General features: G+C 36.8%; 19 protein-coding genes. 6 read left to right on the top strand and 13 right to left on the bottom strand.

The window, feature by feature from the left end; translation table 11 throughout:
* Positions 1–255 precede the first annotated feature (255 nt).
* Together DN389_RS02390 and bdhA are read right to left on the bottom strand one after the other, a co-directional pair.
* On the bottom strand, positions 256–600 hold the full coding sequence (locus DN389_RS02390; protein WP_000948239.1) for a potassium channel family protein: 345 nt from the start codon (positions 598–600) through the stop codon (positions 256–258).
* A 118-nt stretch (positions 601–718) separates the two neighbouring features.
* Positions 719–1,771, bottom strand: coding sequence for a (R,R)-butanediol dehydrogenase (gene bdhA, locus DN389_RS02385; protein ID WP_000645832.1), 1,053 nt, complete (start codon positions 1,769–1,771; stop codon positions 719–721).
* A 226-nt stretch (positions 1,772–1,997) separates the two neighbouring features.
* Here bdhA and DN389_RS02380 point away from each other — a divergent pair, with 226 nt between their 5' ends.
* On the top strand, positions 1,998–3,176 hold the full coding sequence (locus DN389_RS02380) for an MFS transporter (RefSeq protein ID WP_046957312.1): 1,179 nt from the start codon (positions 1,998–2,000) through the stop codon (positions 3,174–3,176).
* 30 nt (positions 3,177–3,206) lie between these two features.
* On the opposite strand, the gene DN389_RS02375 is transcribed toward DN389_RS02380, so the two are convergent.
* The 11 genes from DN389_RS02375 to DN389_RS02320 form a co-directional block, all read right to left on the bottom strand.
* Positions 3,207–3,983, bottom strand: a complete 777-nt coding sequence (locus DN389_RS02375) for an N-acetylmuramoyl-L-alanine amidase (protein ID WP_048567124.1) — start codon at positions 3,981–3,983, stop codon at positions 3,207–3,209.
* 624 nt (positions 3,984–4,607) lie between these two features.
* The gene (gene inhA2, locus DN389_RS02370) at positions 4,608–7,007 is read right to left on the bottom strand and encodes a M6 family metalloprotease immune inhibitor InhA2 (protein WP_149236777.1); all 2,400 of its coding nucleotides are present in this window, start codon (positions 7,005–7,007) and stop codon (positions 4,608–4,610) included.
* A 467-nt stretch (positions 7,008–7,474) separates the two neighbouring features.
* Complete coding sequence (fsa, locus tag DN389_RS02360; protein ID WP_000667662.1) at positions 7,475–8,122, bottom strand: fructose-6-phosphate aldolase; 648 nt, start codon at positions 8,120–8,122, stop codon at positions 7,475–7,477.
* A 34-nt stretch (positions 8,123–8,156) separates the two neighbouring features.
* A complete protein-coding gene (gene rbsB, locus DN389_RS02355) occupies positions 8,157–9,083 on the bottom strand; it encodes a ribose ABC transporter substrate-binding protein RbsB (protein WP_048541760.1) in 927 nt (308 codons plus the stop codon).
* A gap of 14 nt (positions 9,084–9,097) precedes the next feature.
* Positions 9,098–10,033, bottom strand: a complete 936-nt coding sequence (locus DN389_RS02350; protein ID WP_001074641.1) for an ABC transporter permease subunit — start codon at positions 10,031–10,033, stop codon at positions 9,098–9,100.
* Positions 10,034–10,035: 2 nt separating this feature from the next.
* A complete protein-coding gene (rbsA, locus tag DN389_RS02345; RefSeq protein WP_098190743.1) occupies positions 10,036–11,520 on the bottom strand; it encodes a ribose ABC transporter ATP-binding protein RbsA in 1,485 nt (494 codons plus the stop codon).
* An 18-nt stretch (positions 11,521–11,538) separates the two neighbouring features.
* Positions 11,539–11,934: a D-ribose pyranase gene (rbsD, locus tag DN389_RS02340; RefSeq protein ID WP_000716160.1), complete on the bottom strand. Its 396-nt coding sequence runs from the start codon at positions 11,932–11,934 to the stop codon at positions 11,539–11,541.
* Positions 11,931–12,827, bottom strand: a complete 897-nt coding sequence (rbsK, locus tag DN389_RS02335) for a ribokinase (RefSeq protein WP_048541756.1) — start codon at positions 12,825–12,827, stop codon at positions 11,931–11,933. Before rbsK ends, rbsD begins: the two co-directional genes overlap by 4 nt.
* A 13-nt stretch (positions 12,828–12,840) precedes the next feature.
* Entirely contained in the window at positions 12,841–13,812 is a 972-nt protein-coding gene (gene rbsR, locus DN389_RS02330; protein WP_098190744.1) for a ribose operon transcriptional repressor RbsR, read from the bottom strand.
* Between the two features lie 143 nt (positions 13,813–13,955).
* Positions 13,956–15,569 (bottom strand): MDR family MFS transporter, encoded by a 1,614-nt coding sequence (locus DN389_RS02325; protein WP_098190745.1) that lies wholly within the window; start codon positions 15,567–15,569, stop codon positions 13,956–13,958.
* A gap of 19 nt (positions 15,570–15,588) precedes the next feature.
* Positions 15,589–16,047, bottom strand: a complete 459-nt coding sequence (locus DN389_RS02320) for a MarR family winged helix-turn-helix transcriptional regulator (protein ID WP_098095864.1) — start codon at positions 16,045–16,047, stop codon at positions 15,589–15,591.
* Between the two features lie 272 nt (positions 16,048–16,319).
* Between DN389_RS02320 and glpT the strand changes: the two genes are divergently transcribed.
* From glpT to DN389_RS02295, 5 genes are all read left to right on the top strand, one after another.
* Positions 16,320–17,669, top strand: coding sequence for a glycerol-3-phosphate transporter (gene glpT, locus DN389_RS02315; RefSeq protein WP_000466391.1), 1,350 nt, complete (start codon positions 16,320–16,322; stop codon positions 17,667–17,669).
* Between the two features lie 283 nt (positions 17,670–17,952).
* Positions 17,953–18,972 carry an ABC transporter ATP-binding protein gene (locus DN389_RS02310; protein WP_000795385.1) on the top strand — a complete coding sequence of 340 codons (1,020 nt, stop codon included), beginning with the start codon at positions 17,953–17,955 and terminating at the stop codon, positions 18,970–18,972.
* The gene (locus tag DN389_RS02305; RefSeq protein ID WP_098190746.1) at positions 18,959–19,885 is read left to right on the top strand and encodes an ABC transporter ATP-binding protein; all 927 of its coding nucleotides are present in this window, start codon (positions 18,959–18,961) and stop codon (positions 19,883–19,885) included. Before DN389_RS02310 ends, DN389_RS02305 begins: the two co-directional genes overlap by 14 nt.
* Before the next feature lie 14 nt (positions 19,886–19,899).
* Complete coding sequence (opp4B, locus tag DN389_RS02300; RefSeq protein ID WP_033657692.1) at positions 19,900–20,865, top strand: oligopeptide ABC transporter permease; 966 nt, start codon at positions 19,900–19,902, stop codon at positions 20,863–20,865.
* Between the two features lie 17 nt (positions 20,866–20,882).
* Positions 20,883–21,788: an ABC transporter permease gene (locus DN389_RS02295; RefSeq protein WP_000880734.1), complete on the top strand. Its 906-nt coding sequence runs from the start codon at positions 20,883–20,885 to the stop codon at positions 21,786–21,788.
* Positions 21,789–21,795: the final 7 nt, after the last annotated feature.

Genomic DNA, 21,795 nt, shown 5'->3' with positions numbered 1-21,795 from the left:
TCCATTTTATAATTGAATTATTGTAAACTTTTTGTTAGGATCCTATGATATCGTCCGGTTAACCTATGACTAGAATATCCCACCTTTCATGAAATTTCTATCAATAAATTAAAATATGCAAATGTTCATATCATTATAACTTTATACATAGTGAATATAATGAATGAATGCACTTATATTGTAATAAAGTATTGTTAAGCTACTACGAATGATTGTCTAAACTAATGTAAAAAAAGAGTAAAGCATCCACATGCTTTACTCTTTTTTTCTATTCGATAATATACTTGGCAGTTGTACATTAACTGCCAACTTATGAATAAATCCAAACACTAATCCAATCCCAATAAAGATATATAAGATTGTAAATACCTTTCCGAAATCAGTTTGCGGACTAAAATTCCCATCACCGACAGTCGTCAACGTGACCACACTAAAATATAAAGCGTCAAGAGGACGTAATCCTTCAACTGTACTATAAAAAATCGTACCAGATGTTAATGTTAAAAATGTTAATACGAATAATACTTGAAATTCTTTATCTTTCCACGCTCGTAAACAAGCTTTTAGCATTCGTTTCAATGTCAACATAAATGAAAGCATTAGACTTCCCCTTCCAAACAAAATACCTGTAGTTAAAGGAAAGTCTATCACCTTTCTGTATAGAAAAAAAGTAGCCCTCTTCTATTTCTAGAAAAGAGCTACTTTTTACTATTCTCTATTATTTAGGTGAAACAAGAATTTTCACTTGCGTTTTATCTTTTACAAGTGCTTCAAATCCTTCTTCAACAACTTGATCCACTGTGATTTTTTTCGTAATTAATTTCTCTGCTTGAATTTGGCCAGAGCTAATTAATTTAATAACAGCTGGGAAGATATGACGGTATCCAAGAATACCGATAACTTCTTTTTCTTTTAGTACAAGGTTGTTTGGCGTAATTGTCGCATCTTTTTCCCACACACTAACAATTACAGTTTGTCCTTCAAAGCTTGTACTTTCAATCGCTTGACGAAGTACTACTTCGACACCTGTTACTTCAAAGCTCACATTTACACCTAAACCATTTGTTAAGTTACGAATTTCTGCTAGTACATCTTGAGTAGCTGGATTTAATACATAATCCGCACCTGCTAATTTTGCTAACTCTTGACGTTCTTTAGAAAGTTCTACTGCAATCACAGGAGTTGCTCCCGCTGCTTTAGCTGCTTGAATGACAAGAAGTCCAATTGGACCACAACCAAATACTGCTACAGCTTCCCCTTCTTTTAATTTACTTTGACGTACTGCATGAACTGCTACCGCTGCTGGTTCTACAAGTGCACCTTGTTCATACGTCATTTCATCAGGAATATGGTGGACCATATCTTCTGGTACTACTGTATATTCAGAGAAACCGCCGCCGTCTCCGCCAAGACCGTGGAAAACAAGTTGTTCACAAACATTGTAATGTCCATGTTTACAAGCTTCACATTTACCACAAGAATAAATTGGTTCTACAACGACGCGATCTCCCACTTTATGAGAAGTAACGCCTTCACCGATTTCAACTACCTCACCACTAAACTCATGACCTAAAATAACCGGTGCTTTTACGTGTGTTAATGGGTGCTCTTCTGTTGGAATAAAAATAGGTCCTGCTAAATATTCATGCAAGTCTGTTCCGCAGATACCACACCATTTCACTTTAATCTTAACTGCTCCTGGTCTTACAGTTGGTTCTGGTACTTCTTCTACTCGTACATCGCGTTGATTATGCCAAAGTAATGCTTTCATTTTATACATCCCTCTCTACGTATATACTTAACCTGGTGAAGTTTACAAATCTATTATAATACTTCTATCCATATATTTCAAAAAAACAATCTCATTTCCACTAAATTTTAACAAATAACGTTCAATATTTTGTCACTTTGTACTTTTTTCCACATCTGTGAATGCTAATTTCATTGCGGTTGAAATTAGCATTATGCCATAATAGCATAGGAGAGGTGAATATCGCTTGAAATATTTTATTTACTTTATTGTTATCGTAGCGTTTCTAGATACATTTTCACAATTACCTATTATGAGTACGTTCGCTCAAAGTCTTGGAGGATCTCCCCTTATTATTGGGCTAGTTGTCGGTATGTACTCATTCGCTAATATGATCGGTAATATTATTGCTGGCGCTGCTGTCGATAAATTTGGTGCAAAAAAAATACTTTATATAAGCATGGGACTTACGAGTTTCATAGTCTTGTTATACACCGTTGTTCAAAGTGGTGAACAACTATTAGTTGTGCGCTTTATGCACGGCTTTAGTGACGGATTTTTAATTCCTGCTGCCTTTACGTTTTTATCAAAACAAACAAATTCAGCAAGACAAGGTAAGGCAATGGCTCTATCTGGTGCTGCTGTTGGAACAGCGGCAATTGTAGGACCGGCTTTCAGTGGAATTATGAAAGCAACTGCTGGTATAGAATGGGTGTTCATTACCATTTCTATTTTAATGGTCCTTGGTACAATCGTATCTCTATTCTTCTTACCAAATAACGTATCAAGAAAAGATACTTCAAGAACACAAATGATGAACAAAGAGGATATGATTGAACTATTGAAATCAGAACCGTTATTGCAAGCATATATTGGTGCTTTCACGCTAATGTTTTCACAAGGAATTGTCACTTATATGCTACCAGTGAAAGTTGAGGCATTAGCACTTAAAGCATCTACAACAGGCATGATGTTAAGTGTATTCGGCATTACCGCCATCCTCTTCTTCTTGCTGCCAACAAACCGTATTTATGATCGATTTAATCGTTCAAAACTCATGCTAATTGGTATTGCAGTAATGGCATTCGCGTTATCTTTACTTGGATTATTCGCAACAAAAGGTATGCTCTTTATCGTTATGATGATTTATGGCATTGGATTCGCTATCCTTTTCCCATCGATAAATGCATTACTTGTTGAAAATACGACAGATGATAAGCGAGGAAAAGCATTCGGATTGTTTTATGCTTTCTTCTCATTAGGAGTTGTTGCTGGATCCTTTACAGTTGGTGCAATCGGGGCATCCCCTAGCGTCAGCTTCGTTATCGGAACTGCATTCTTATTAACATTCGCTGGAATGATTTATGTAAGAAGCAAAATAAAAAGTAAAGAAAAAAGCAAAGTAAAAAAGACAATGATGGGTTAATTCCATCATTGTCTTTCTATGTATAGCCTTTTAATTTATAATTTCAACATATGCTGGATTCGCAGTTATATAATTTCCAGATTTTAATTTATACATTTTCGAACCATTCACAGTTAATGTTTCTACAACAGTAAACACATCTCCCTGTTTCACAGTCCCTGCTTTTGCATTCCAATCAGGTTGGTTATAATAGTATAATTCAGGTGCCTTTACACGAAGTAAGAATGTTTTCTTTTGTAAATTAAATGATTTTACTAATCCATTTACATGTCCTCTTGCAAGCTGCTCTCTGAAATCCGCATTGGCAAGCTTTGCAGCATCCTCAGCTCGATCAATAAATCCATTTTCAGTCAATATTGCAGGCATATTTGTCTCTCTTAACACATGAAAATTACTTGTTTTCATTCCTCGATCAACAAAATCAGTTGTTTTCATAATTTCTTGATGAATCAATTGGTGATACGTTGTAGTAGGAGCACCTACATTCGGATAACTGTAATCCTCATAGCCTGTTCCTCCACCACTATTGATATGCACAGATAAGAAGAAGTTTGCTCCCCACTGATTAGCATCATTCGTTCTTTGTGCTAATGTAGGATACACATCACTTGTACGGCTCATTCTAATCTCATGACCTGTATACTCAGAATTTAAAATATTACGAATTCGCAAAGCAATATCTAATGTTAAATCCTTCTCTTTCAAACCATTTCCAATAGCACCTGTATCTGTTCCCCCATGCCCTGGATCTAGATAAATTTTAACTGTTTCTGCACTCGCATTTGTACTTGGCACAATAAAAAACATACAAGTTAAACATAATAAAAAGATACTACTTTTCATAACAAACGATACATTTTTCCATGCTTTCAATTACTTTACTCTCCCTTTACTTACAAATTAAAAATTTACTACGTGCTACTTTTCTTTTTCCGAAAGAATATTACATTAAACTACTAAACTATTATCTTATTAATTCCCTATGAATTTTACTTAAAACAAAAACTAAAAGCAATATATAATTTTATTTTTTTTAAATAATTAAATTTTGACACCTTAAATTAGTAAAACCTTGAAAAATATGTATTTACTTTTTTTCCAATTAGAACATTTACCATATTAAAATAATTAATTCCCATCCGATATACTGAAAGTTCTTCGAGTCAATTCTCATAAAAAACAAAGAAATCCTTTCGACAATTTCCTCGGAAATACTTCTTTTCCCCACATAATTTGATACACTACACATAGATAAATTAATACCTTAATGTACAAAGAAAAAGCACATCCTTCGAATGAAGAATGTGCTTTTATTTTATCTCGCTATTGGCGGACAGTAAGAATCCCGCCTCGAAATTCGACGAATACGAGGAAGTGTGTGCTAATAATCATTGGGGATGAACACCTCCGACTGATTAAAGTTCCATTTTATTAACGCTTAATCCAAACAGCACCTGCAGACTTATCATCCGCTTGTCCAACAACTTGAAATTTAAGCCCAAGGTTTGGAACTTTTCTTCCTGCATCTGCAATTTGTTTGTTACTATATACTTTTGAATCATCAAATGTTGTAACACCTTGTAATCCAGAATAGTTAAACTGTCCACGTGTTAATGAATTTGCACTCCATGCTGGTGTTTGATCAAATGAAAATGCAGCATCTGCAATTTGCATACCTGTATTACCGTAAGTTGGTCTTCCGTTTAAATTGCCAACAAATGCCTCTGGATGCGAATCCACAACACCAAGGAATCCTTCACCTGGATGCACCCCAACCCAGTTATCTTTGAAGCTATCATCTGCATACCAAACGACAAGACCTGTATTATACACTGGACCTTTTCCTGCTTTTAATCCATTATCTGATCCCGCATAGTTTCTCCACTCTAAGTAGTAATAATGAGCTTTCTTTTCTGTCCCATCAGAAACAACAAAACCATTTAAATTCATTTTAGCCTGTCCTTCTGTATCATCAGAAAATACAACTTGTCCATCAACAGTTACATTTACATTATCCATCGCGAAACCTTTATATGTTACAGCTGGATCTGTAATATAATCGAATTGCAGTTTCACTTTTTTCCCTTTAAATTGACTTAAATCATATGATTTATCCATCCATTTTCCATCTGTTGTATCTTTATCTTCTTGGACTACTTTTTCTCCAAGTCTATCAATTAATGTTTTCGTTCCATCTTCTGTTACTGCATGCACTTCGACAAAATCGCACTCTGCTTCTAACTCATAATTTGCTTTATAATCGAATTTTGCATTTGTTCCTTTGGTTAAATCAAAGAATGGTGTCTCTAGTGTTGTATGTATATCATCTCCTCTTGTACTATAATATGCATGCTTTCCAAACTCCGGTTTAATCGTTTCAACACTTTTACCTGGTAAGTTAACACGTACAACGCCTGGACGATTGGATTTCGTAACACTTTGATCAATATATGTAGGAACTCCTACTCCACGCTTAATTTTATCGTAATCTACTTCTAAAATTTTTGCCCAGTTGCCACCCATATTCTTTTGTAAGAAGTCTTTATTTTGTGGTGAGAAACTAGTTGGCTCTGTTCCTGCAATTTTCCCTGTCCAACTACCTCCACTCATTAATGACCACGCTTCGACAGGTGAACCAGTTCCAGTATATTTCGTATCATATTCATCTGGTAAGCCAAGATCATGTCCAAATTCATGCGCAAATACACCTACTGCTCCATCTTCTGGTTCAATTGTATAATCATGCGCCGCTACTTTTCCACCAAAGTAATCTACCTTTGATTTTGTACCTTCAACCGCTACTGGATCTATTGCTAATTTTGAACGATGTGACCAAATTGCATCATCGCCTAATTTACCGCCACCAGCTTCTTGACCGACACCAGCATGGATTACCATTAAATGATCAATTACACCATCAGGTTCATTTTGATTTCCATCACCATTTGTATCATATCTATCAAATTGATCAAATTGAGATAAATCTAACCCTTTCTCAGCGGCTGCATGTAAAGCTTCTTTCACTAAATCACGTGCCCCTTTTGGTCCTTTATTATCGTGACCACTACTACCATCAGCACCGTAGTCAGACGCTTTTCCTGGAACAGTTAGCCATTCCGTTACATATCCATCTGTCGTATAACTACCACCAGATTGCTCTTCATAATATTGTTTAAATGTTTTTACTTTCGAACCATCAAATAACGTGTACGGTTCATTACCAAATAACATTTTTTGATAATGCTCTCTACTAAAGTCATTCGAATACATATACCCTGGTGTTTGATCAATATTATTATGTTTATAATCACTAAATTCAACGAGTAATACTAATACTTTATCAGTTCGAATAGATCCCTTATAAGGCGCTTGCTTTGCTTTAGAAGTTGGGACTTGTCCATTCAATTGCTTTTTATTTGGTTCTGGTTTTTGCTCAGGACTCACATTTTTTTCAGGTTTCTTTACTTTCTCCTTTTCCTCCATTTTCTTCTCTTTTACTTTTTTCACGAAATCAGATGCCTCTTTAGCAGTATCCGCTGGAAGAATTTCTTTATTTGCCTGATCGCCTTGTTTCTTTTCAATATACTTTTCTACAGCTTTTTTCGTTTCTTCTTTAGAAGATGCTGGATTTATTGTTCCTCTTTCCTTCAGCGCTTCCGCTAAACGATCTTCTTGAATTAAATTGTAATCAATTGGTGTTGTAGATACATTGTCTTTCTCTTTTGCTGGCGTTTCTGCGTATGCTAGCGGAGCACTCATTACAGATGTGCATCCGATAATTGCCGCAATTGCTAATGATGATAACACTTTAAATGGCGCTTTTCTTCTCATTCTATTTCTCTCCTTTTATAAAACTTAAAATTCAGATAAATAAGTGCATTTAAATCAAAAGCTCTCCTTTCTACCCTCCCTATATACAGTGAAACGTTAATCAGTGGGGAGTTTGTCCATCTCCACTGATTATTAGCCCACACCAATCGGGCATTTACGGGCAGTTGATTTCCCACCTAACTTCTTTGCTCTAGCTGAATTTTGAGGTGGGAATCTTACTGACCGTTAATGCGGGACAAAAAGGCATAATTCTATAAACGTTAAACTTTCTGTTATAGAATCATGCCCTCCAGTTTTCTGGTCAGACCCTCTATCTTCTTATATCAAAATATGAAAAATAAAGAGTGATTTGTATATATTAAATAGTTTATATAACAAATTTAAAAGACAATATGCAAAATTGCATGAAAATTCTTTTAAATAAAAAAAGAACCCTAGTCAATTAAACTAGGATTCTTGATTTTCTATTATTTCTCTTGTGTTTTTTCCCAATCAGCTAAGAACTTCTCAATTCCTTGATCTGTTAATGGGTGCTTCACTAATGAAGCAATTACGTTTGCTGGGATTGTTGCAATATGTGAACCGTTTAATGCTGCTTCTGTTACGTGAACACTGTGACGTACAGATGCTGCAATGATTTCTGTTTCAATGCCGTGAATTGCAAAGATTTCTGCGATTTGGCGGATTAGGTCCATACCGTTATGGCCGATATCGTCTAAGCGACCTAAGAATGGTGAAACGTATGTTGCACCAGCACGAGCTGCAAGTAATGCTTGAACTGCTGAGAATACTAATGTAACGTTTGTACGAATTCCTAAGTCAGAGAATGCTTTTACTGCTTTTAAACCTTCTGTTGTCATTGGAACTTTTACAACAACGTTTGGAGCAATTTTCGCTAACTCTTTTCCTTCTTCAATCATTTTATCAGCTTCTAAGCTAATTACTTCTGCGCTTACAGGTCCTTCTACAACATTACAAATTTCACGAATACGCTCATGGAAATCTACGCCTTCTTTTGCTACAAGTGATGGATTTGTCGTTACTCCAGCTAATACTCCTAATGCATTTGCCTCTTTAATTTCGTTAATGTTTGCTGTATCAATAAAAAATTTCATTTGTTATTCTTCCTTCCTGATTTTCATTTTATATTTATTTGTTTTTCTTAATAAGCTCTAATTCAATCGGAATAGATTTGTCCACTTTTTTACCTTGTGTTATCTCTTTTGCTGTTTGCATCGCCTTCTCTCCGATTAATTCCGGTTTTTGAGCAACTGTTGCAGCCATACGCCCATCTTTAACCGCCTTTACAGCATCTTCTGTTGCATCAAAACCAACAACGACTACATCTGTTTTTCCAGAAGACTTCAATGCTTCAAGTGCCCCTAATGCCATTTCATCGTTATGCGCAAACACAGCTTTAATATCACCATTCGCTTGTAAAATGTTTTCCATAACAGATAACCCTTTAGCTCTATCAAAATCAGCCGCTTGTTTTGCAACTACTTTTAAAGACTTATCAGCTACGTTATGGAATCCTTTCCCACGCTCACGAGCAGCAGAAGATCCAGGGATTCCTTCTAACTCAGCAACGTTTGCTCCCCCGCCAACTAATTCACGAATGTAATCACTAGCCATTTGACCACCTTCGATATTATTAGATGCAATGTGAGAAACAACCTTACCCGAATTTGCAACGCGGTCTACTGTAATAACAGGAACATTTGCAGCATTTGCAGCACTTACTGCTGAAGCAACAGCATCTGAATCGGTCGGATTAATAACAACTACATCGACACCTTTTTGAATTAAATCCTCAACATCGTTCGTTTGCTTTGCTGCATCATTTTGTGCATCAACAGCAATCAATTCAATGCCGCTTGCTTTCGCTTGCTTTTCTGCTCCTTTTTTCAAAGTCACAAAAAATGGATTGTTTAAAGTTGAAACAGAGAATCCAACTTTAATAGTTTTATTTCGACCTTTATCGCTAGAATCCTTTGCCCATTCTGGTGGTTCCATTGAACAACCAGCAGTAATGACCATAATACATGCAACGAGTATAAGTAACCATTTCTTCATGAACTATCCCTCCATTACGCTTCTTTTCGGCGATCAATTAATACAGCTAGTAAGATTACAAGTCCTTTTACAACTTGTTGGAAGAAAGAAGATACACCTAATAAATTTAAACCGTTATTTAGTACACCGATAATAAGTACACCGATGAATGTACCAACAATCCATCCTCTTCCCCCAGAAAGACTTGTTCCACCTAATACAACTGCTGCAATTGCATCTAATTCGTAAGAAGTACCTGCAGTTGGCTGTGCAGAATCTAGTCGTGATGTTAAGACAATACCTGCAAGCGCTGCCAAAATTCCGGAAAGACCGTAAATCATTACTTTAATTCTCGTAACATTAATACCTGATAGTGCTGCTGCTTCTTCATTTCCACCAATTGCAAATGTACGGCGACCAAATGTCGTTTTCTTCAAAATGAAGTACAGTACTGCGAAAGCGATCATCATTGTAACAGCTGGTACCGGAATACCGAGAAAATAACCGCGGCCAAACATTTGGAACATTAAATGATCACCAAGACCAGTGATCGGACGTCCGTCCATATAAACAAGCGTCAACCCACGAAAAATAGTCATTGTTGCTAAAGTTGCAATAAATGGAGCTACTTTTCCCTTCGCTATGATGATACCGTTTACAATTCCCATTACAAGACCAGCTAATAATCCAACTGCCATCGCAAGGAACGGGTCCATGCCACTTGCCATCATTCCAGCAACAAGTGCACTTGATAATGCTAAAATAGAACCTACCGATAAGTCAATACCCCCTGTTAAAATTACAAAGGTCATTCCGAATGCAATAAGCGCATTAATCGATACTTGACGCAGTATATTAAATAAATTTGGAATCTCAATAAATGCTGGATTTAAAGCTGTAATTACGACGATAATTAATACTAAACCGATTAAAGAACCGAGCTGTTGTAATACATTCCCCTTCTTAGCCATCCTTACTCTCCCCCTGTAGCTAGTGCCATAATAGACTCTTGTGATGCCTCACCTTTCTCTAAAATGCCGCCGACCTTTCCTTCATGAATAACAAGAACGCGATCACTCATTCCTAAAACTTCTGGAAGCTCAGATGATACCATAATAACGGCATCGCCTTGCTCAGTAAGCTTATTCATAATAGAGTAAATTTCTTTTTTCGCTCCAACATCTACACCTCTTGTTGGCTCATCTAAAATGAGTAACTGCGGGTGGATACCTAGCCATTTTGCAATAACAACCTTTTGCTGATTTCCACCAGAAAGAGATTTCACCGCTTGCTCTCCACTAGCTGCTTTCACATTAAGAAGTTTCATCATATCCGCTGTAAACTGTTGTTCTAGTTCGTTACTAAGGACACTTCCCTTTGAAAGACTTTCTAAATTCGGTAAAGCTAAATTTTCTCGAATTGAGAAATCTAACACTAACCCTTCAGATTTTCTATCCTCTGTAATGAAAGCTATTCTTTGTCTAATCGCATCTATCGGACTATCAATCTTTACTTCTTGTCCATTTATAAAAATTTGGCCAGAATCTAAAGGTTCGTATCCAAATATCGCTTTCATAATATCTGTACGGCCAGCTCCCATCAAGCCAGCAACACCAAGGATCTCACCTTTTCTCACTTGAAACGAAACATTTTTAAACTTCCCTTTTTTCGTTCCGTTACGCATCTCAAAAATGACATCGCCAATTTGACTATTTCGCTCTGGGTAACGTTCACCAATGCTGCGCCCCACCATCATACTCACTACTTCATCAAATGATGTTTCCGGAATAAGTCTCTTTCCTACGTATTCCCCATCACGTAAAATTGTAATGGCATCACATATTGAAAAAATTTCTTCCATTCGGTGTGAGATATAAACGAACGAAACACCTTCTTTACGTAATTTATTAATGACAGTAAACAACGTTTCAATTTCGCGATCTGTTAATGCAGCTGTAGGTTCATCCATAATAATAACGCTCGCGTTTGTCATTAACGCTTTCGCAATTTCAATAATTTGCTGTTGTCCAACCGATAACTCTCCTGCCAACATAGCGCCTTTTACATGTAACCCTAACTCCGCTAGTTGCTGCTGCGTAATCGCGTTCATTTGACGCGTACGCAAAACACCTGTCTTCCCATACATTAACTCTTTACCGAGAAACATATTTTCAGCTACTGTTAAATTCGATAATATGTTCAATTCTTGATGTATAAATGCAATACCGTACTCTTCTGCTTCTTTCGCATTTTTAAAAGTTCGTTCTTGTCCATCAATCGTGATTGTTCCACCATCTTTTTTGTATACACCTGTTAAAATTTTCATGAGCGTTGATTTGCCCGCTCCATTTTCCCCCATCAATGCATGGACTTCCCCTGTTTCAATCATAAACTGTGCATTCTTCAAAACAGGATTACCATTGAACGCCTTTGAAATATTTTTCATTTCAATACGCATTCCCATCACTTCCTTTTATTAAAAAATCACGCCCGCATGCAAAATTACATTGGCATAAGGAGTAGCCTCTCCTGTACGAATAATCGCCTTCGCTTTCTTCGTGTGCTCTTTAAATTGTTCATGCGATACATATTCAAACGCTGGCTCTATTAATTTCAGCTCGATTTCTTTATTTACTTCCGCATTATTGTTAATGACTTCTTCTGCTAACGTTACTTTTTCAATTGCCATATCATCAGCTACCACTTGCAATACGTCTAAAAAGCTAGGTTTTCCAATCTCAACAGCTAAATCAATTCGTTTTACTCCGTCAGGAATTGGTAGCCCACAGTCTGCGATTACAATCGTATCTGTATGTCCAAGTGAAGCAAGGACTGATGCAATCTCACTGTTTAATACACCGTGCTTTTTCATCCGACAATCACCTGCACTTCACGTACTCTATCTCTCGTTGGCATACCGCCCTGTGCTCCAAGTTTCGTTACAGAAAGGCCACCAGCAATATTCGCAAAACGAATTGCTTTTTGAAGTGTTTCTCCTTCAGAAAGCGCAACTGCTAATGCACCATTGAATGTATCACCAGCTCCAGTCGTATCTACTACATCAACAGCAATGCTAGGAACATGTACAATCTCCTTACCATTATGGAAACGAACACCGTTAGAACCTTCTGTCATCAATAGTTTATTTGGATATTTAGCCAGTAAATCTTCAATTGGCGATATGAAATCATCTAATACGATGCGGCACTCATGTTCATTTGGTGTAATATAAGTTGCTTTTTCTAAAATATCTTCTGATAACACTTGTGCTGGCGCTGGATTTAACATAACCGGGATTTTGTGTTCCTCACAAATAGCTAATACGTATTTTACTGTTTCAAGTGGAATCTCTAGTTGAAGAACAACCATATCTGCTTTTATAAGAAGATCTTTTGAACGATCTACAACCGACTCATTGACAAGAGCATTCGCCCCTTGCACAACAACAATACTGTTATCCTCTTCTGCTAAAACGATATGAGCAATTCCTGTCGCCGTATCTGTAACCGGTACCACATAGTCGATAAAAACGCGTTCGTTCTCTAAATTGTTCCTAACTACAGTTCCATAATTATCGTTTCCAACCGCTCCAACCATCGCTACATTTGCGCCTAATCTAGCTGCAGCAACTGCCTGGTTGGCTCCTTTCCCTCCTGGGATTGTATGAAATGCTTCACCAATTACTGTTTCTCCTGCTTTCGGACGTTTTTTTGAAACAGCCACTAAGTCCATTGAAATACTACCTACCACTGCAATATTTGGCATCTGTTTCATCTCCTTACTTCGTTGTATTTCGCTCTATAATTTCAATCGGTAAACGATAGTGTTTCTCTTCTAATACGTTTCCTTCCATCTGCTCTAATAACAGCTCTGTTGCAATTTTCCCCATTTCATAAATTGGCTGTGCAACAGTTGTAATAGATGGATACATCATTTCTGTTAAAGAAATTCCATCGAATCCGATAATTTGTAAATCATCTGGAATAGAAATCCCCTTTTGGAGTGCAGCCTTTACAATACCTATTGCGATTAAATCATTTCCAGCAACAATTCCATCAATATGTGGGTATTCTTCTAATAATTCCACTGCTACACGCTCACTATTAGCTGGATCAAATGTACTCTCTGCAATCATATAAGAAAGATTATTTTGCGTAATAACGTCTATAAAACCTTCAAAACGTTCATTAGCCGTGCTTACGTCACGCGGTCCGCGAATATGCGCAATATGTTTACAGCCTTTATCTATTAATAGATTTGTCGCTGCCTGACTCCCTGCATAGTTATCTGCATATACAGTAGGGATACGCTCATTAAACATACGGTCAATTGCAACAACTGGAACAGACAACTTCATGTAATTAACACTATTTTGTGGATTCGTTGCTACAATAAATCCATCCACATTATTTTGCCTAAGTACATCAATATATTGCTTTTCTTTCTCTAAACTCTCATCAGAGTTACAAAGGACAACTGTGTATCCTTGCTTATGCGCTACATCTTCTACGGCACGTGCAACTTCTGGAAAGAATGGATTCACGATATTTGGAACAACTAAGCCAATTAAACGAGATTTTTTATTATACAATGAACGCGCTACTGTACTAGGTTTATAATCTAGCATCTCAATCGCTCGTTCTACTTTCTTTAATGTATCTTCATGAACATATCCATTTTTATTTAACACTCTGGAAACGGTAGCAACAGATACTCCTGCTAATTTTGCAACGTCTTTAATCGTACTCATTCTCTTCCCTCTCCATTCCATTCCATGTAACCGTTTACAGAAAATAATATAACGTATTTCTAGAAATACGTCAATCATTTCTCACGAAAAAGCTTTTAAGGTTATACTCAAAAAAAGCACCGCCATAAGGCGATGCTTTTTCATTACGAATATGATACAGTTTGTTCTTTTTCCTCTGTAGCTGGCTCTTCAACATCTTTTTTACGATCTGACAGTTTAATCTTCTGTAAGAAAATCGTAAAGATAGCGCCTACTACGATAAATACTAATCCTGTTAAGAATACAGTATGAAGTGAGTCTACTAAAGAGTTTTTCAAGATTGGTACAATGCTGTTAGCGAATGCTTCTGGCATTTGTTTTAATGCTTCTGGACTAAATAGCATCGAATATAAACCTTGTGGATCTGTTTGAATCATATCTTTAAATTTCGTTACCATTTGACCCGCTTCTTTCGGGAACGTATCTAATACAGGTACTAATTTATTTGTTAATGTTGTACCTGAAGTGTTATTCATGATTGACCCTAAAATTGTAATACCAAATGTTCCACCGATTTGACGGAAGAACTGACTTGATGATGTTACGACTCCAAGATCTTTTTTCGGGAAACTTTCTTGTAACGCTAATGTTAATGTCGGCATAACAAGACCCATTCCTAAACCGATAATACTCATATAGAAAGTAGCAGTAAGTTTAGTCGTGTGCATATCCATCGTTGTTAATAACCAGAAACCACCAGCCATAATAAGCATCCCTGTAATAATTTGTGGTTTCACACCAACTTTTAATACAAGTTGACCACCGATAATACTCATCACTATCATTGTAATCATCATCGGTGTCATGATTGTTCCTGATTCAGCAGCACTTACTCCTACAATTCCTTGCATGAAGAATGGTACGAACATAATCGCACCGAACATTCCGATACTCATAAAGAAACCAATCGCATTCAGTATTGTAAACGTGCGATTTTTAAAGAAATGCATCGGTAAAATCGGTTCTTCTGCTTTCGTTTCAACGATAACAAAGCTAATAATACCAATTAGAGCTAATGCAAATAAACCGATAATTTGCCAAGAATCCCATGGATAATCTTTTCCGCCAAACGTTAATGCAAGTAATAAACTTACAACACCGAGAATCATCGTAAAGATTCCAGCAATATCAATTTTGATCGGTCCTGTTTGTTTATGTGACTTTAATCCCATTGCAATAAAGATTGTTGCTAAAATACCAACTGGTAAGTTAATGTAGAATACCCATCTCCAGTTCACTGCGTCTACAATCCAGCCACCCACTTGTGGTCCAATTACAGAAGCAAGACCGTATAACGCACCAAAAATACCTTGCCATTTCGCACGTTCTTTTCCCGTAAACATATCTCCGATAATAATCATAGCCATCGGCATCATAATACCGCCACCAAGACCTTGAATACCACGGAAAATAATTAATTCTGTCATACCATTTGCCATACCACATAACGCCGAACCAACCATAAAGATAACTAGTCCTGTAATATATACGTTACGACGGCCAAGTAAATCCGCTAATTTACCTGCAATTGGTACAACTGTCGTTGATGTTAACATATAAGCTGTTGTTAACCACGTCATTAAACTTAATCCGCCTAGTTCACCGACGATACGCGGCATTGCTGTACCAACAATGGTTCCATCTAATGCAGCAAATAGCATCGCGATTATTAAACCAATTAACAGCAACTTTCTATTTATGTTTTCTTGTTGCTCCATGTAATCTCCTCAATTCCTCTTAGTTATTCTCTTTTTTCTCTTGTGTCCCGCAAATAATTGTTTCTAATTTCTCAAAGAGGCGTAACAAATCTTCTCTTTCTTGTAATTCTAAATGTGAGAAATATTTTGCAATATGCTCATTACGAGCGTTCATTGCCTCTTCTACTCTAGCTTTCCCCTTTTTTGTTAACTCAATGATGACAACACGACGGTCATCTTTGTCGTGATAGCGTTCTACAAGCTCTTGGTCAATTAGGCGATCAATCATCACTGTAATTGCACTAGGCTTTACATACATCTTTTTTGCTAATTTTGTCGCTCTTGAAGCACCGTAATGATCTAAAATCTTTAAAATATAAAATTGCGGTGGTGTAAGTCCTGTTGCTTGCATTTGTTCTAATAACTCCGTCTGCATTTTCTTTCCAATCGAAAAGGCAAGAGCTTGAATTTTATCGATATGCGTCATATCATTTGGCATGTTATCCACCTCTTATTTAAGCAATAAAATATTTAACGTATTTAAATATTAATCCCACAAATAAAATCCGTCAACACTTTTTATTTATAAAAACGTTTACATTTCTGTCACAAAGTTGTATAATTTTCGACGAAGTTAATATTGACAGTCACGGAGAATCGGAGTATACGGCTATGAATCATAAAAAAGGAAACTTTTTTATATTTCATGGCCTTTTTATATTCTCTCTGACTTACAACATTTCGAATTCATTAGGGGAGGATTTTCATTTTATGTTTTTCACACAATTATTTAAGCCTGCGCCCCACGCAGAACGCTTACCAGCTGATCGCGTTGATAGCGAATACCGTAAATTACGTTTACAAGTATTCTTAGGTATCTTCATCGGCTACGCAGGTTACTACTTTGTTCGAAAAAACTTTTCACTAGCGATGCCATACTTAATCGAACAAGGCTTTAGTAAAGGGGAACTTGGGGTTATCCTTTCAGCAGTATCTATCGCTTACGGATTAAGTAAATTTCTTATGGGTATCGTATCCGACCGTTGTAATCCTCGCTACTTTTTAGCAGCTGGGCTATTTTTATCAGGTATCATTAATATTATTTTCGGCTCATTTTCTTTCATTACAACGAGCATTATACTTATGTTTGTCCTTCAGTTTTTAAATGGATGGGTACAAGGTATGGGATGGCCTCCTTGTGGTCGTACGATGGTTCACTGGTTCTCTATTAGTGAACGTGGTACAAAAATGTCTATTTGGAACGTTGCTCATAATGTCGGTGGCGCGCTTATGCCTTCTCTTGTGACATTAGGCTTATACTTCTTCGCAAATGACTGGAAGAGTATTTTTTACTTCCCAGGTATTCTTTCAATTTTAGTTGGTATTTATGTATTAATTACGATGAGAGATACACCTCAATCTTGTGGATTACCTTCTATCGAAGAACATACTGGAGAATATCCATCAGATGAAAAAGTAAAAGATCGAGAACGCGAACTTTCAGTAAAAGAAATTTTATTTAAATACGTACTAAACAATAAATTTTTATGGTACATCGCTATCGCGAACGTTTTCGTTTACTTCGTACGTTACGGCGTTGTAGACTGGGCTCCTACTTATTTAGTAGAGGAAAAAAGTTTCACTCATAGTAGCTCTCGTACAGCTTACGCTCTATATGAATGGGCTGGTATTCCAGGTACACTTCTTTGCGGATGGATGAGTGATAAACTATTTAAAGGGCGCCGCGCACCTGCTGGTATTTTATTTATGGTTGGTGTATTTATCGCCGTTCTTGTTTACTGGCTAAATCCTCCTGGTAATCCAATGGTTGATAGTATCGCACTTGTCGCAATTGGATTTTTAATTTATGGACCTGTTATGTTAATCGGCCTACACGCACTAGACTTAGCACCAAAAAAAGCTGCTGGAACTGCCGCTGGTTTAACTGGGTTCTTCGGTTACCTAGGTGGAGCTACTTTTGCTAGCGCAGCTATGGGCTTTATCGTTGATGCATTCGGATGGGATGGCGGATTCATCTTATTACTTGTATCTTGTGTACTTGCAATGTTCTTCCTTGCTCTTACTTTAAACACAGGATCTGCAAAACAAAAACAAGCTTAAGTACTAATATTATTCTTATCAAAAAAAGAGAGGCTGTTCTTTCCAGAACACCTCTCTTTTTTCTACATATAAATCTTTTTTCTTACAAAAGATTTATTCTCCTCTTTTTATATGTTAGCGTTTTCAAATAACTTCAATCCCTTATACAACAGCATTCAATCTCTGTATAAAAAGATTTTTGAATATTTTCTCAACTTATGCTTGTCAAACATTGTCAATTTATATTAAAATAACAACAACATACAAAATATTTAGTCTTTTCAGAAAAGATGGAGGGATAGCCATGAAGAATCCACTTCTTCGCATTGAAAACTTACAGACTTCCTTTCGCATACAAGATCAATATCATGCAGCAGTTGATAACGTTTCGTTAACTGTCCATGAAAATGAGATTGTCGCGATAGTTGGTGAATCAGGTTGCGGAAAAAGTGCACTTGCCCTTTCTATTATGCGATTGCATAATGAAGCAAATACAAAATTACAAGGGCAGCTTAACTATAGAGATAAGGATTTACTAACTATGTCGACCGCAGAAATGAATAAAGTACGCGGATCAAACATCGGTATGATTTTCCAAGAACCTCTTACAGCACTCGATCCTCTTATGACAGTTGGAAAACAAATCGAAGAAAACTTAGACTACCACACAAGCCTTTCAAAAGTTGAAAAAAAAGAACGCACCTTAGAACTACTTCATCAAGTTGGTATTCCAAAACCAGAACTTACATATAAACAATACCCACACGAATTATCTGGCGGAATGAGACAAAGAATTGTTATCGCAATTGCAATTGCTTGTAACCCAGCACTCATTATTGCGGATGAGCCAACAACAGCTCTTGACGTAACCATCCAAGCACAAATTTTAGACTTACTAAAATCTATTCAAGAACAAACGAAAATGGGCATCATTTTAATTACTCATGATTTAAGTGTTGTCGCAGAAACAGCCGATCGTATCGTCGTTATGTACGCCGGACAAGTTGTAGAGACAGGAAAAGTTGAAGAAATTTTTAACAACCCTCTTCACCCATATACTCGTTCTCTATTAAACTCCATTCCATCTGCGTATGGTGAAAAAGAAAAATTGCATGTAATTCAAGGGGTCGTTCCTTCGTTAGCGAAGCTTCCTCGCACAGGTTGTCGCTTCCAAGATCGAATTCCATGGATTAGACCTGATCAACACGAGGAAAATCCAATTTTACATGAAGTAAAACCAGACCATTGGGTACGTTGTACTTGCTACAAGCATTTCAACTTCCAAGATAAGAAAGGAGATGACGTAGCTCATGGCACTGCTTAAAGTAGAAGATTTAAAAGTACATTTTCCAATTAAAGGTGGTTTCTTCGGCCGCACATTAGATTACGTGCGTGCTGTCGATGGTGTAAGTTTTGAATTACAACCGGGTGAAACATACGGGATCGTTGGTGAATCAGGAAGTGGCAAATCAACAACGGGTAAAGCAATTATGCATTTAACGAAAGCAACAGAGGGTAGCATTCATTTTAATAATAGAGATTTAACAAAATTAAGTCGCTCTGAGCTACGTGAACAACGAAAAGATATTCAAATGATTTTCCAAGATCCGTATTCATCATTAAATCCGAAGAAACGTGTTCTCGACATTATTGCTGAGCCTCTTCGAAATTTTGAGAAGCTCTCACCTGATGAAGAACGTAGAGCGGTTCAAGAATATCTTGATAAAGTTGGTCTAAATCCAGAGTCAATTTATAAATATCCACATGAATTTTCCGGCGGGCAAAGGCAGCGGATTGGTATTGCACGCGCTCTTACATTAAAACCGAAGCTTATTATCGCTGATGAACCTGTATCAGCACTAGATGTTTCTGTACAAGCGCAGGTTTTAAATTTTTTACAAGATTTACAATCTGAACTTGGACTAACGTACTTATTTATCAGTCATGATTTAGGTGTAATTCGCCATATGTGTGACCGTATCGGTGTTATGTATCGCGGGCGCATTGTCGAAGAAGCAACTAGTGCAGAAATTTATAATAATCCGCAACATATTTATACGAAACGCCTAATATCAGCAATTCCTGATATTCGTCCTGAAAACAGAGAGCAACAGCGTAAGCTCCGTCAACAAGTAAGTTCTGAGTACGAGAAGTCATACGAAAATTATTTCAATGAAAACGGTCGGGCTTATGATTTAAAACCAATCTCGCCAACGCACCGGGTGGCATTACCATAAGGGAGTGATAAAACATGTGGAAGTTTATATTACGGAGATTTTTAGTGATGATCCCGCAATTATTCGTGTTAAGTGTACTTGTCTTTCTACTAGCTAAGGCAATGCCAGGCGATGCCTTAACTGGCAAAGCAATGAATCCAAAAGCGGATCCAAAAGTGATTGAAGAACAGCGAGAAAAGCTTGGATTAAATGACCCAGTTCCAACACAATATGTTCGCTGGATTAAAAATGCAGCCCAAGGTGACTTTGGTATTTCCTATGCGCATAAAATGAAAGTAACCGATTTAATTGGAGAACGACTTGGAAATACAGTATCTTTAGCACTTGTCATTCTTATTCTTACTTATTTAATTGCCATACCACTAGGAGTTATAAGTGGGCGTTGGAATGATACATGGGCTGATCGACTCATTACCCTTTACAACTATCTAGGTTTTGCTACACCACTATTTATATTTGCACTAGTTATGCTCTTCCTATTCGGATTTAAGTTTGCAATATTCCCAACCGGCGGTAGCGTAGATCCTCAAGTTGCAACAGGTACATTTGCTTACTATTTAAGCAAATTGAATCACATGCTATTACCAGCTTTATCTGGTGCATTAATTGCGACAGTTGGTACGGTTCAATATTTACGAAGCGAAATTATTGATACGAAACATAAAGATTTTGTGCGTACAGTAAGAGCAAAGGGTGTTCCAGAATCAAAAATCTATTCTAGACATATTTTACGAAATTCATTCTTACCAATTGCAGCCTTCTTAGGCTATGAAATTACAGGATTAGTTGGCGGTGCCATCTTTTTAGAAAGTATTTTTAGCTATCCAGGAATTGGACAACTATTTATACAATCTATCTCTCAACGTGATTTTAGTGTAATAACTGCACTCGTTATGTTTACTGGATTTGCAACGTTACTTGGAACTCTCCTTTCAGATATTATTCTAAGCATCGTCGATCCACGTATTCGTATTGATTAAAGAAAGGAGATGACGTTATGTTAGCAAACCCTGAAAAACAAACTGAAGTTATTCATTACGAAAAAAGCCCTTCTGGTTTCTCTATTATGTGGCGAGAACTTCGTAAAGATAAATTAGCAATGTTTTCACTTATTTTCCTAGCAATCTTATTACTAGCAGTCTACGCAACATCTTTTATTATGAAACAAGAAGATATTGTACGAGTTGATTTATTCGCTATTTATGCTCCTCCCTCTGCTGAACATTGGTTAGGAACAGATTACGGAGGACGCGACATTTTCGGCCAACTTATTATTGGTACACGTAACTCCTTTACAATTGGATTAGCAATTACTATTCTTTCTTGTTTAATTGGTCTTTCAATTGGATTAATTGCCGGGTATTTTGGAGGAGCTATTGATAATATCATTATGCGCATTATCGACTTTGTTATGGTTTTACCATTTTTAATGCTTGTAATTGTATTTATTACACTTGTTCCTACATTCAATATCTTCACTTTCATTTTAATTATGAGCGTGTTCTTATGGACAGGAAAGGCCAGATTAATTCGCTCAAAAGTATTAACTGAAAAAGAACTAGATTATGTCTCTGCATCTAAAACTTTAGGAACACCAAACTGGAAAATCATTCTTTTCCAAGTACTACCTAACTTAAGTTCAATTATCATTGTTAGCGTTACATTAAATCTTGCTGGAAACATCGGTATTGAATCTGGTCTAACTTTCTTAGGATTTGGTCTACCAGAAAGTACACCAAGCCTTGGTACGCTTGTTAGTTATGCTAGAAATCCAGATGTATTACAAGAAAAATGGTGGATTTGGTTACCCGCATCAGTCATGATTTTAACATTGATGCTGTGTATAAATTTTATTGGTCAAGCGCTACGCCGCTCGGCCGACGCAAGACAAAGAAAAGGATAAGGGGTGG

This window comes from Bacillus sp. AY3-1, from assembly GCF_008368785.1.
In the GTDB taxonomy this organism is placed as follows: domain Bacteria; phylum Bacillota; class Bacilli; order Bacillales; family Bacillaceae_G; genus Bacillus_A; species Bacillus_A wiedmannii.
Note: the sequence above shows the minus strand (reverse complement) of the source record. Positions and strands in the feature narration are given on the sequence as shown.